Source organism: Clostridioides sp. ES-S-0010-02, assembly GCA_020641055.1.
Taxonomy (GTDB): Bacteria; Bacillota; Clostridia; order Peptostreptococcales; family Peptostreptococcaceae; genus Clostridioides.
Genome location: CP067345.1, coordinates 1,434,529 through 1,448,378 on the forward strand (window position 1 = coordinate 1,434,529; position 13,850 = coordinate 1,448,378).

The window sequence follows — 13,850 nt, forward strand, 5'->3', positions numbered from 1 at the left end:
TTTTACTGTTATAAAATTCTTATTAATATAACTTATCAATTTAAGTTGTAAGTGATAGTGTGTTTAATGTTCAGAAGATTGTTATCAGAAAAAAATGTATTGGTACAATTCTAAAAAAATATAAAATTGTACCATGAAAAATGAAAATTTTGTATAATAATCGTATAGAAAATAAAAAGGAGCTGATATATATGAATAATAAAATTAATTATGCACCAGGACCAACAGAAACTAGAGAAAATGTAAGGCTAATAAGAGCAGAGAAAACAACTAACCCAGATATAGATGTTGATTTTGTTGAGTTTTATAAGAAGACATGTGAAAAGTTTGGAAATATAGTTGGTACAAAGAATGATATTTACATATTAAGTGGTGAAGGAATATTGGGACTTGAAGCAGCTTGTGCTTCACTGACAGAGAAGGGTGATAGAGTTCTTGTAATTGACAATGGTATATATGGAGAAGGATTTAAAGACTTTGTAAAAATGTATGGTGGAGAGTATGTGCTTTTTTCAAGTCAATATACAAAAAGTATAGATGTTGATGAGTTAAGAAAGTTTTTAGAAAAGGATAATAACTTTAAATATGCAACAGTGGTTCATTGTGATACTCCAACAGGTGTATTAAATGATGTAAGTGAGATATGTCCGCTATTGAAGGAATATGGAATCTTAACTGTAGTGGATTCTGTGGCAGGTATGGTGGGTGAAAGGTTAAATGTAGATGAATCTAAAATAGATGTAATATTAGGCGGTTCTCAAAAAGCTATTTCTGCACCTGCGGGTCTTACTATAGTTGGTATAAGTCAAGATGCAAAAAATTGTATAAAAAATAGAAAAACAGACATAGTAGGTTTTTATTGTAATTTAAGTATATGGGAAGGATATTACGAAAAAAAATATTTCCCTTATACAATGCCAATAAGTGACATAATGGGTCTTGATAGAGCCTTAGACAATATACTAGAAGAGGGTGTGGAAAAGGTATTAAGTAGACATGAGAAAATAGCTTCTAGTGTAAGACAAGCTGTTGAAGAATATGGTTTAGAATTGTTTTTAGAAGAAGGATATTCTAATACAGTGACAGCAATAAAAATACCTGAAAGTATAGGAGCATTAAAACTTACTGATTATATGCTTAAAAATTACAATACACTTGTTGCAACATCATTAAATCAATATATGGATGCTATTTTGAGAATAGGTCATATGGGGGAAAATGCTAGTCTTGATAAAATAGTTCACATATTAAATGTATTGGATAAAAGTTTAAAAGCATTAGAATTTAATACAAATGGAAGTTTAGTAGATTTATTTAATAAATATTATTTTTAGTCACAATATAAAAGGAGGATGTGGCATGGAAGCTACAGCTAAACAGAAATTTACAACAAAAGATTTGGTAGAAACTTCACTATTAATAGCGTTAGTATTTGTTGCAACCAAGTTTATAAATATAAGATTGCCAATATCTATAAATGGAGGTCTTGTACATTTAGGAACAGCAATGTTATTTATATCAGCAATAGTATTTGGAAGTAAAAAAGGTGCGTTATCAGGTGCTATTGGGATGGCTCTTTTTGATTTGATATCTGGGTGGACTCTATGGGCTCCATTTACATTTATAGTTAGAGGTATTATGGGGTATTTACTTGGAAAGATTGTATGGGCAAATGGCAAGAATGGAGAAAATTTTTTGATTAATGTAATAGGAGTAGTAGTTTCATCAATTTGGATGTTGTTTGGATATTATGTAACAGAGGTTATACTTTATGGTAATTTTATAATTCCACTTACTTCAATACCAGGCAATTTAATGCAGGTGTTAATAGGTCTTATAATAGCACTTCCTATTTCTAAAGCATTAAAAAAATGTATAAGATAGATATGGAATAGATTAAGTTTTTGATAGGATAAATTATATTGTATAATATAAAGATAAAGTATATAATGATAAAAAAATTTAGGATAGAGGTTAATTACAATGTTATCAGTTACAAGGTATGCAGTTAGAAATGTTCGTTTAAAACCCTGGGTAAAGTTTATTTGGTACCTTGAAACAAAATCAAATATATTGCTAAATAATAAGTTATTACCTACAGATAGTATAGATATTATCATTAATCTTTCTGATGTTATGGAATATAAGATTGAAAATCAAAATTATAATGCAAGTAATATACATTTTAATGGAATAAGAGATAAGCATGGATTTGTTATTCAACGTGGAAATATACGTGTGATGGGTATTTCTTTTTATCCATTTGGGCTCTATCCATTTTTAAAGATACCAATTTCAGAGTTTAAGGGTCAACTTGTTGACTTAAAACAAGTATCAAAAGGTTTTGTTGGGAAATTGGAAAGTACATTAAATCAAATATTATCAATAGAAGATATAGTTTTACATTTAGAAAAAATATTAGTATCTGTATTAGATGAAAATTTGGTTATAAATAAGATGATAAATCTCCTAGATTTATTTATATACAATAATCAATATAGCACTATAAAATTGTTTTGTGATGAGATGAACATAAATATTAAAACTTTAGAAAGAGCTTGTTTAAAATATACTGGGTATACACCTAAAATACTAAGGAAAATATATAGATTTAAAATGGTAAGTAATCAGCTTATTTATAGCTCTAAAAATAATAACTTTCTTGACTTAATTTATGAAAATGAATATTATGACCAAGCTCATTTTATTAAAGAATTTAAACAGTTTTCAGGAGTATCGCCAATTAAATTTATTAAAGAGAATAAAACTATTAAAGAAAACACAACGTACAACTATTTATAATTATATTGTCGATTTTTTACAATACCTTTAATTTACTTCTTGTTATGATGTAAGAAAGATAAATAGGAGGGTTTGTATATGAAAATTATTACAGAAATAGTAGAATTTAATGTGGAAGAGAATTTATCAAAAGATGCATTTGTAGAGATTGTAAATGATTTAGAAATAAATTTTCACTCTGTTCAATCGGGCTTTATTGATACTGAGCTTTTATATGATGAAAAAACTCAAAAATGGATTATGATACAACACTGGGATTCTATAGAAAATCTTAAAAGTGCTTCTAGTAAAATGTTTAAAAATACATCTACTGAAAAATTTAGAAATGCTCTAAAGGCACAGACTGTTAAGATGAATATAATTCCACAAATTAAAAGTTGGAAGTTATAATGTCAGATATAAAAAATAATTAATTAGCAAGAAAATAAATCAGCCAAATAACATTTTGTATTAAAATCAAAATTGTTATTTGGCTTTTAGTAGTTATTTATATCTAGATAATATTATTTAAAAGTACTATTGCTGTGAGAGATGCAATAGGTATTTTAGAAGATGGAGGAGTAGAAGTAAAATAGATATCGTAGTCTATTAAGTTTTCTGGTCTTGTTTTTCCTCCAAACTCTATCATATCAGTACTTAATACTGTCTTGTATTTTTTGTCTTGGAATTTTGATATGTCTACTGATTGCATCAGATTAGGATGGAAATTAAATATAAATAAATATTTACCCTTACTGTATACTAAAAGTTTTTTATCATTATCTATATGTATAAGTTCATAACTATTCTGTGCAAAAATATCACTGTATTTTGTAAGTTCAAGCATAGATTTATCAAAGTTCAATAGTTGTTTATATTTTAAGTTATCATTTTCTGAAAGACTCCATTGTCTTCTAGCATATTTATAACTCCAATTGTTTCCTTCACGTGGAAAGTCAATCCACTCAGGGTGTCCAAATTCATTTCCCATAAAATTTAGGTATCCTTCACCAGCTAGAGAAAATGTTGCTAATTTAATTAATTTGTTTAGAGACATGGCTCTATCAATAATATGATTATTTGAGTTTATTTCCATATTCCAATACATTTCTTTATCTGCTAACCGAAATATAATTGTCTTATCACCAACTAATGCTTGGTCATGAGATTCACAATATCCAATGTTTTTTTCACCAGGACGTCTAGTAGTAAGCTCGTACCACATTTTGCCTAAATCCCAATTTTCATCAGAAGATTTTGAGATAGTTTTTATCCAAAAATCAGGTACTCCCATTGCTAATCTATAGTCAAAGCCAATTCCACCATCTCTTATAGGTATACACATTCCAGGCATTCCACTCATATCTTCTGCAATGCTTATTGAATTAGGTTTGATTTCTTTTATTAATTCATTTGCAAATTGAAGATATGTTATAGCTTCCATATCCGTGTTTGCACTGAAATACTTTTTATAACTGTCAAATGAAACTCCAAGACCGTGGTTATGATATAGCATTGAGGTTACGCCATCAAATCTAAAACCATCAAAATGATACTCATTTAGCCAAAATTTTATATTTGAAAGTAAAAAATGAATTACCTCAGGCTTACCATAGTTAAAGAGTTTTGTTCCCCAAGCAGGGTGATTACCTTTTGAACCTGAATGGAAAAATTGATGTTCACTTCCATCAAATTCATTTATTCCCTCTAAAGTATTTTTTACAGCATGAGAGTGAACTAAGTCTAATAAAACAGCAATTCCCATTGAATGAGCTGTATTTATAAGGTTTTTTAAGTCTTCAGGAGTACCAAATCTAGATGAAATTGCATAAAAGTTTGAAACTTGGTATCCAAAAGAAGCATAATATGGATGTTCCATGATAGCCATAAGTTGAATAGTATTGTATCCAGCTTTCTTTATCCTAGGAAGTATATTTTCAGTAAATTCATTATAAGTTCCAATAGATTCTTTTTCAGTAGCCATACCTATATGACATTCGTAGATTAAAGGGAAAGTTATGTTTTTTAAATCAAATTCATTATCAGTCCAATTAAATGGAGTTTTTGGTTGCCATATCTGCCCATTAAAGCTACCAGAATCCTTTTGGATTACCCTCTTTATGTATAATGGTATGCGGTCAAATGTTTCCCCATTTGTAGTGACTTGTACCTTTACCTCAGATTTATGAGGTAAGCTGTTTTTATCAGGTATAAAAATTTCCCAATTACCAGAATCTATTTTTTTTAGAGGATGGGATTTTCTATTCCAATTATTAAAGTCACCAATTAATGATAAACTATCTGCATTTGGAGCCCACTCTCTATAAAACCATCCATCATTTGTTTGATGGAATCCATAATAAAGATGACCATTTGCAAAAGAATTAAAATCTTCACAGCTAGTTAATATTTTTGCTTTTACATCTTCATAGTGTTTCATCCTTTTTTTTATGTCAGACTCAAATGGTTGTAGATAAACATCAACGTCTAAAATTTTAAATCTTTCTTGACTTTTCATTTGATTTTCCCTCCATAATAAGTATTATATTTTAATAAAATAATACTTATCTCATACTATCTTCTCTATATAATTGATATATATTATATAATCCTAATAAAAAGCTTAAACCACCAATAATTAGTTTCATAATTTACCTCCTTAGTATATTTAAAAATATACTTATATATCAGATTCATCAAAATTTAAAAGTTTATTTAAAACTCTTTTAATAATATCATAATCAAAGCCTTTATAGGAAAGATGTTGAGAAATTTTTTGATATATTTTCTTTTTATCTTCTTTTTTTACCCTTTCATATCTTTTTTTTGCTAGATACATGGCATTTTCAAATTCAGTATCTTTGTCTAATTCTGATACTGCTTCATCAATTGCACTTCTTTCAATACCTTTATTATATAAATTTTGTTTAATTCTGTTTTTGCCACATTTGTTTAAATTAACATTGGTATTAACTATTTTCTGAGCCAATATATTGTCATTTACCAGATTATAATTTTTAAGAAAATCTATAACTCTATCAATTGTATCCTCTTCAAAATCTGCTGATAGTTTTTCTTTCATTTTTTTTTCAGACTGGTCAGCACGAGACAAAATATTTAATGCTTTATTTTTAGCTTTTATATACATCTCATCATCTAAAATGGATTTTAATTCCTCTTCATTTACTTCATTTCCTTTTTTTAAATTAAATGTATAAACAAGTTCTTTAAATATAGCAATAAAAAATTTATCATCTACATAAATATTTACTCTATCATCATTTCTTTTTTGTTGTTCTATTTTTGTAATTATACTCATAATTGCTCCTTTTTTATATGTAATTATATTAACAAAAGTAACTAATAAAATTTAATAAAAAACTTATAATTATACGTTATATTTAATCTAAATTAAGACAAAATAATAAAAAGTTATTTTTATTAAAAAGTTAAGTGAAACTATGTTAAATAATTATTTTTTAAAGTGTTTTTTACCATATAAATATGATTATATACCAAAAAAAATAATTTATAAGCTTTAAGAAATAAAAAATAATGGTACAATAGTATTATAACATTAAAAGGAGACAAAATATGAGAAGTAAAAATCTAGTTCAGAAGGCAGAATTGAAAAATACTGAAAAACTAGAGAAATTTAATCGCCATAAAGGCAAAATCAAAATAGGTATATTAGGAGGTACTTTTGACCCTATACACTATGCTCATTTAGCAACAGCAGAGTTTATTAGAGATAAGTATGAGATTGACAAAATTATCTTTATACCATCAGGAAATCCACCACATAAACTAGGTATCACTACAAATAAGTATGATAGATACAATATGACACTTCTAGCAACTGAAAGCAATGAAGATTTTTTAGTTTCAAAAGTAGAAATCGAAAGAAATAAAAGGACTTATACAATCGATACATTAAAATATTTAAAGAAAAAATACAAAAATGCTGATATTTACTTTATAACAGGGGCAGATGCTATTTGTAGTGTTGAAGAGTGGAAAGATGTAAAGAAAAACTTTGAGTTAGCTACTTTTATAGCTGCAACTAGACCAGGTATTAGCTTATTAAGGTCACAAGAAACTATAGAGAAACTGACTAAAAAATATAATGCTGACATTATAACAGTTTACGTTCCATCATTGGATATATCATCCACATATATAAGGGAACAGCTAAATGAAGGAAAGTCTATACGTTACTTAGTACCCGAAAATGTAGAAAATTATTTGTATGAAAATAAACTATATCAATATGGAGATGATTAAATGAACTTAGAGAATATTAACCAGAGATTAAATCAAATGCTACCAGTAGGAAGGCTTAGCCATTCAAAAAATGTTGCAGAATGTGCTGTAAAATTGTGTGAAATTTATGGATGTGACAAAGAAAAAGCCTATATAGCGGGGATGATTCATGATTGTGCGAAATACTTAAGTGATAAAGAAGTAGAGGATTATGTTAATAAGTATGAAATATACTTAGACCCAATAGAAGATGGAAACCGCTCTCTATCACATAGTGTGATAGGGTCATACATATGTGAATATGAGTTTGGTATAGAAGATGAAGATATTATAAATGCAATTAAATACCATACAACAGGAAGAGAAGATATGTCTCTTTTAGAAAAAATAATTTACATAGCAGATTTAATTGAAGAAGGAAGAAAATTTCCAGTTGTAGATACATTGAGAGAATTAGCCTATGAAGGTAAGCTTGACGAAGCACTTTTAACTTCATTTAATAATACTTTAATGTTTGTTATTAATAAAAAAGAAGAAATACATCCAAGAACTGTTATGGCAAGAAACTACCTAATTAAAGAAAAGTTATTATAAAAATCTTATATAAAGGCAAACATATTAATAAAATTAAAGTTGACTATGTTACAAAATCGTATTAATATGTTAGAATAACTAAGTGTATTTAAATTAGGAAAGTGAGGAAATTTTATATGACAGTGGAACAAATGACAAAAATAGCATATGATGCCATAGAAGATAAGCTGGGTCAAGATACAGTTATAATAAATATAGGAAAAGTTTCTAGTTTATGTGATTATTTTGTTATTACTACAGCATCTTCTCAAAGACAAGTAAAAGCTATAGCTGATAATGTTGAAGATGAATTAGCAAAACTAGGATTAGAACCAAGAGGAAAAGAAGGACAAGGAACTCAAACTTGGGTACTTCTTGACTATGGAGATATAATGGTTCACGTATTTAATGAGGAAAATAGAGGATTTTATAATTTAGAAAAATTATGGAAAGATGCACCTTATATAGATATTGACACATTAGCATAAACATGATAATATATGTTATTATAGTTAGAAAATTTCAAAAATTGTATTGAATTGAATAGACTAGAGCAGTAAAAGATTATATTTTTTCAGAGAGTTAGTGGAAGGTGAGAACTAATATTATATAACTTTGAACTTACTAGATTAAAACCTATTCTCCATGGCTGGATTAAAAGCTATCTAAGAGAGTCTATAAAAGTAGGCTAATTAGGGTGGTACCGCGAAGATTTATCCTCGTCCCTAAACGCAAGTTTAGTGACGAGGATTTTTTATTTTCAAAGAATTATTTGGAAATTATAAGTAAATAATATTAAACAAAGTAGTTGAACACAACTAAAAACAGGAGGCAAAATATGAGCGTATATAATTTTAAACAAGTAGAATCGAAATGGCAAAAAATTTGGAAAGATAATGACCAATACAAAATGGATACAGCACAAACTGAAAAACCTAATTATTACACATTAGAAATGTTCCCTTATCCATCTGGAAAGATACACATGGGACATGTTAGAAATTATTCTATAGGCGATGTTGTCGCAAGATTCAAAAAAATGGAAGGTTATAATGTACTTCATCCGATGGGATGGGATTCTTTTGGTTTACCAGCTGAAAATGCAGCTATAAAACATGGAATACATCCACATAAATGGACAATGGAAAATATAGAAGAAATGAAAGAACAATTAAATTTATTAGGGCTTAGCTATGATTGGGATAAAGAAGTAGCAACTTCAACTCCAGAATACTATAGATTTACTCAAGAAATATTTTTGAAATTTTTAGAACATGGACTTGCATATAAGAAAAAATCTTATGTTAACTGGTGTCCTTCTTGTGAGACTGTTCTTGCAAATGAACAAGTTGTTCAAGGAGCATGTGAAAGATGTAAATCAACAGTATTAAAGAAAGACTTGGAACAATGGTATTTTAAAACTACTGAATTTGCAGAAGAATTACTTAATGATTTAGACACATTAGATGGATGGCCAGAAAAAGTTAAAATAATGCAAAGAAACTGGATAGGAAAAAGTACAGGAGCAGATTTAGTATTTGATATAGATGGAACTGACAAATCTGTGACAGTATTTACAACTAGACCAGATACAACTTATGGAGTTACTTATATGGTACTTGCTCCAGAACATGAACTAGTTAAAGAATTGGTTGCTGGTACTGAGTATGAAGCAGATGTTGAAGCTTTTGTTCAAAAAATGCACACTATGACAGAAATAGAGAGAACAGCAGCTGATGTAGAAAAAGAAGGTATGTTTATAGGTAGATATGTTATAAATCCTTTAAATGGAAAAAAAGTTCCTCTATGGATAGCAAACTATGTATTAGTTGAATATGGAACAGGTGCTATAATGGCAGTTCCTGCACATGATGAAAGAGACAGAGATTTTGCTGAAAAATATAATCTAGATATAATAGATGTAATAACAGAAGATAATAAAATGATAAATTCAGAAGAATTTGATGGATTAGATGCTTCAGAAGGATTTGAAGGAATAATAAATAAATTAGAAAAAGAAGGTAGAGGAAAGAGAACAATTAATTATAGATTAAGAGACTGGTTAGTTTCAAGACAAAGATATTGGGGTTGTCCTATACCTGTAGTTTATTGTGATGAGTGTGGAATAGTTCCAGTTAAGAAAGAAGATTTACCAGTTCTTTTACCAACAGATGTTGAATTTACTGGAAAAGGTGAGTCTCCACTTACTACTTCAAAACAGTTTATGTCAGCAACTTGTCCTCACTGTGGAAAACCAGCGAGAAGAGAAGTTGACACTATGGATACATTTGTTGATTCTTCTTGGTATTTCTTAAGATATGTAGACAATAAAAATGAAGATGAACCATTTAGTAAAGACTTAGTTAACAGATGGCATCCAGTAGACCAATATATAGGTGGAGTAGAGCATGCTATAATGCATTTACTTTATGCTAGATGGTTTGTAAAAGCATTTAAGAGTATGGGCATGGTAGACTTTGATGAACCATTTAAAAACTTACTTACTCAAGGTATGGTTCTTATGGATGGTTCTAAAATGAGTAAGTCTAAAGGAAATACAGTATCTCCTATGGATATAATTGATGAATATGGAGCAGATACTGCAAGACTTTTCGTATTATTTGCAGCACCACCAGAAAGAGATTTAGACTGGTCAGAACAAGGTGTTGATGGATGCTTTAGATTCTTAAATAGAGTATATAGATTAGTTGATGAGTTAGCAGATGTCTTCAAAAAAGATGTTGAGTTTGGCGAGTTAAGTTCTCAAGATAAAGATATGAGATATACTATACATTCTACACTTAAAAAAGTTACTGTAGATTTAAGTGAGAAATTTGGATTTAACACTGCTATATCAGCTCTGATGGAATTAATAAATGATATGTACAAATATAAGGAGCTAGATAATATCAATGAAGCAGTTATAAAAGAAGGTGTACAAACAATCGTAACTATAATTTCACCATTTGCACCTCATTTAGGTGAAGAATTATGGACTATGATAGGTCAAGAAGGAAGTGTATTTGATATAGATTGGCCTAAATATGATGAAAAAGCTTTAGTAAAAGATGAAATAGAAGTTGTTGTACAAGTTAATGGAAAGGTTAGAGGAAAGTTAACTGTTAGCTCAAATATATCTAAAGAAGATATGGAAAAAGTGGCTTTAGAAGATGAAAAAATTAAAGCTCTAGTTGAAGATAAAACTATAGTTAAAGTTGTTGCAGTTCCTAAGAAATTAGTTAATATAGTTGTGAAATAAAAAAGTTGTGGAATAAATAAAAAAAGAGAGCTATAAAATAAAATCCCCTTATTGCAATATAAGTAAAAGATTGCAGTAGGGGGATGTTTTATTTTAAACTCTATGATATAATTTATTTTAAATTCTAAACTCTATAATATAATTAACAATAGATTCCTTTTTCAAAGAAGTCTTTGATTTCATCAATATTATTAGTCTTTCCAAGAGCTAAAATAAGTTTTATTCTAGCTTTTTGACCTGGAAGGTCTCCACCAAATATACATCCTATATTTTTTAAGTCTCTACCAGAACCAAAGTAACCATAACTATCAAATACTCTACCTGAATGGCATCTAGAAACTATAACAACAGGAAGTCCTTTTTCCCTTGCATATTCAACGCCAGAAAGCATTAGAGGAGGAATATTGCCTCTACCCATAGCTTCAATAACTATACCTTTATATCCACTATCAACAGCAAATCTTATAAACTCTGCATCTTCTCCAACATATGCTTTAAATAGTGCAACTTTAGATTCTACTTTATCAGTATCTATAATGGTTCTATTTACAATATCTCTCGTAAGAACAAGTTCGTTACAGTCGATTATTCCCAATGGACCACTAGTTAAAGATTTAAATGTATTTAAAGAAAGTGTATTTGTTTTAGTAGCTTCAGAAGCCAATAGCACTTCGTTGTTTAAAACTACAAGAACTCCTTTACCCATAGCATCTTTAGATACGGCAGTACAAACTGATGCAGATAAATTGCTTGAACCATCATAGCCAAGTTCAGAGCTACTTCTCATAGCACCTGTAACTATTACAGGTTTAATATTATCAATTGTAAGGTCTAGAAAATAAGCAGTTTCTTCTAAACTATCAGTACCATGTGTTATTACAACTCCTGTGATATCTTTTCTTGCTAATAAATCATTTACATAATTTTTTAATTCCATCATTCTACAAGGTGTTATGTGAGGTCCTGGAATTTCATCAAAATTAAAAACTTCAACATCTGCAACTTTATCAATATTAGTGACCATAGATAATATTTGTTCCCCAGATAAAGTTGGTATAGCAGCACCTACTTTATCATCTACTGTCATAGATATAGTTCCACCAGTAAAGACTATGGCAACTTTTTTCTTAATACTCATAATATTCTCTGCCTTTCACAAATAAAATTTATAATTCCGATAGGATTATATCAAAAAAAATTATTTAGGTCTATATAAATCCTTTTATTCACATAATTTAGACATTTCAGTGTAATAGGATTATTTTTTTGTTTTTTCCCATTCAGCAATATAGCTATTCAATATTTCTCTTATTGCTTTCCCTATTTTAGTGTAGGCTTCATCATATAGATTTGCTAAAGATATTCTAATTGACCATTCAGGTCCATAGAATCCATTTCCACTAAGTAAGACTACTGAATAATCATTAGCCAATCTATAAAGTATATCTACTGGAGAGGCATTCTTACTTATAAATTTGAATAAATCTTCTCCATAGTTTATTTTAGCCCATTCTTCAATATCAAATTGAGTATAATATGCAGCATTATTTTTACTTTTATTAACTGGAAGCTCTAAAGCTTCAAACAATAGTTTTTGACGTCTATGACATATACTCATATTAAGTTTTTTGTAAGCATCAACTTTATCAATTAATGCAAAGGCAGAGAAAAATGACATTTGAACTTGTTGTGGAGTTGAAAGACCAGCAGTATGATTAAGAGCAACAAGTCTACTATCAGCAACAACTCTTTCCATAAATGAAAGACTAGAAGGATTAAGACTCATATCACTGTAACGCTTATCTACTGATTTCTTCAATTCTCCAGTTAAATCATTTATTTTTTTATCAAAAACATTCTTTTTATGAAGAGCGAATGTACCAAGTCTCCATCCTGTAACTCCAAAATATTTTGAATAAGAATAAACTCCAACAGTGTTATAAGGAAGTTTTGACATTAATGATGAGAAATCTTCTACAAAAGTCCCATATACATCATCTGATATTATCATTAAATCCTTATTATAATTTTCAATTACATCTATTAGATTATTACAAGATGTCTCATCCATAGCTATAGATGCAGGGTTGTTAGGATTAACAACAAATAAAGCTTTAATAGAATTGTCACGAAGCTTTTCTAATTCTTTTTTAGTATACTGCCATGTATGAGCACCTTTTTCATCAACTGCATTTGCGTTTATGTTTACAACTTTAAAATCATAGCGAGGAAGATTAGGTATCTCAAGATAAGGTGTAAATATAGGAGTCATTAAAGCTACTGTATCGCCTTTTTTTAGAAGTTCATTTGCCATTAATGAATCAAATATATAACACATAGCAGCTGTAGCACCTTCAACAGCGAATATTTCTACATCACCATATTTACTTGATATATCATATTTCATTTCTTGAACTAAATAATCATGCACTATTTTTTCCATATGAGGCAACATTCTATCTGGAAGTGGATAATTATCACCAATAATCCCATCAGCTAGTTCATGAACAAATTCATCGCCATCGAATCCAAGTTCATTTATACCAAAATTTATAATATCTCTAGCTAAGTATGCTCCAGGCATATCTATATTTTCATTTATATATTTAAAGAATCTTTCCTTAATGCCCTTTTTTTGAGGCATACCAGCTAAATGTCCTAAATCCCAATTAGAACGTGTTTCAGTAATCGCAAAATGACCAAAAGTGAAAAAAGCTTCTCTAGCAGTTGAACAAGTCCAATTTGGATTTCCACGACCTGCATCAAGCAGTTCTCTATGATTTTCATTTGCAGTATGTTTCGCAATATCTATTAATTTGTCCTTAAATTCAAAAGGACTTATTTTTCCATATATGTTTTTGATTTCTTTATAAGTATTATTTTTCATGTTTAATTCCTCCTTATGTAATAAGTTTCACATTTTTATAATAAAATAAACAAGTTCCTAAAATGATTATACTTTAATTATAATAGG

Annotated in this window: 12 protein-coding genes; 8 read left to right on the forward strand and 4 right to left on the reverse strand. The window is 28.7% G+C overall.

The genetic code is table 11. The features are described from left to right. The first annotated feature begins 191 nt into the window (after positions 1–191). The 4 genes from JJC01_06720 to JJC01_06735 all read left to right on the forward strand — a co-directional run bounded on the left by JJC01_06720 (position 192) and on the right by JJC01_06735 (position 3,192). Complete coding sequence (locus tag JJC01_06720) at positions 192–1,334, forward strand: alanine--glyoxylate aminotransferase family protein (GenBank protein UDN59543.1); 1,143 nt, start codon at positions 192–194, stop codon at positions 1,332–1,334. Between the two features lie 25 nt (positions 1,335–1,359). Continuing rightward, positions 1,360–1,884: an ECF transporter S component gene (locus JJC01_06725; GenBank protein UDN59544.1), complete on the forward strand. Its 525-nt coding sequence runs from the start codon at positions 1,360–1,362 to the stop codon at positions 1,882–1,884. Between the two features lie 99 nt (positions 1,885–1,983). Beyond that, on the forward strand, positions 1,984–2,802 hold the full coding sequence (locus JJC01_06730; protein ID UDN59545.1) for a helix-turn-helix transcriptional regulator: 819 nt from the start codon (positions 1,984–1,986) through the stop codon (positions 2,800–2,802). Positions 2,803–2,880: 78 nt separating this feature from the next. After that, positions 2,881–3,192 carry an antibiotic biosynthesis monooxygenase gene (locus tag JJC01_06735; GenBank protein ID UDN59546.1) on the forward strand — a complete coding sequence of 104 codons (312 nt, stop codon included), beginning with the start codon at positions 2,881–2,883 and terminating at the stop codon, positions 3,190–3,192. Positions 3,193–3,295: 103 nt separating this feature from the next. On the opposite strand, the gene JJC01_06740 is transcribed toward JJC01_06735, so the two are convergent. Continuing rightward, complete coding sequence (locus JJC01_06740) at positions 3,296–5,299, reverse strand: alpha amylase C-terminal domain-containing protein (protein ID UDN59547.1); 2,004 nt, start codon at positions 5,297–5,299, stop codon at positions 3,296–3,298. A gap of 162 nt (positions 5,300–5,461) precedes the next feature. Further along, on the reverse strand, positions 5,462–6,100 hold the full coding sequence (gene recX, locus JJC01_06745) for a recombination regulator RecX (GenBank protein ID UDN59548.1): 639 nt from the start codon (positions 6,098–6,100) through the stop codon (positions 5,462–5,464). Positions 6,101–6,375: 275 nt separating this feature from the next. Between recX and JJC01_06750 the strand changes: the two genes are divergently transcribed. The 4 genes from JJC01_06750 (at position 6,376) to JJC01_06765 (ending at position 10,876) form a co-directional block, all read left to right on the forward strand. Beyond that, on the forward strand, positions 6,376–7,065 hold the full coding sequence (locus JJC01_06750; GenBank protein UDN59549.1) for a nicotinate-nucleotide adenylyltransferase: 690 nt from the start codon (positions 6,376–6,378) through the stop codon (positions 7,063–7,065). After that, complete coding sequence (yqeK, locus tag JJC01_06755; GenBank protein UDN59550.1) at positions 7,066–7,638, forward strand: bis(5'-nucleosyl)-tetraphosphatase (symmetrical) YqeK; 573 nt, start codon at positions 7,066–7,068, stop codon at positions 7,636–7,638. Between the two features lie 116 nt (positions 7,639–7,754). After that, positions 7,755–8,105: a ribosome silencing factor gene (rsfS, locus tag JJC01_06760; protein UDN59551.1), complete on the forward strand. Its 351-nt coding sequence runs from the start codon at positions 7,755–7,757 to the stop codon at positions 8,103–8,105. A gap of 350 nt (positions 8,106–8,455) precedes the next feature. Next, entirely contained in the window at positions 8,456–10,876 is a 2,421-nt protein-coding gene (locus JJC01_06765; protein ID UDN59552.1) for a leucine--tRNA ligase, read from the forward strand. Between the two features lie 142 nt (positions 10,877–11,018). Here JJC01_06765 and JJC01_06770 read toward each other — a convergent pair whose 3' ends face one another. After that, positions 11,019–12,014: an asparaginase gene (locus tag JJC01_06770; GenBank protein ID UDN59553.1), complete on the reverse strand. Its 996-nt coding sequence runs from the start codon at positions 12,012–12,014 to the stop codon at positions 11,019–11,021. A gap of 120 nt (positions 12,015–12,134) precedes the next feature. Then, a complete protein-coding gene (gene aspD, locus JJC01_06775) occupies positions 12,135–13,763 on the reverse strand; it encodes an aspartate 4-decarboxylase (protein UDN59554.1) in 1,629 nt (542 codons plus the stop codon). Positions 13,764–13,850: the final 87 nt, after the last annotated feature.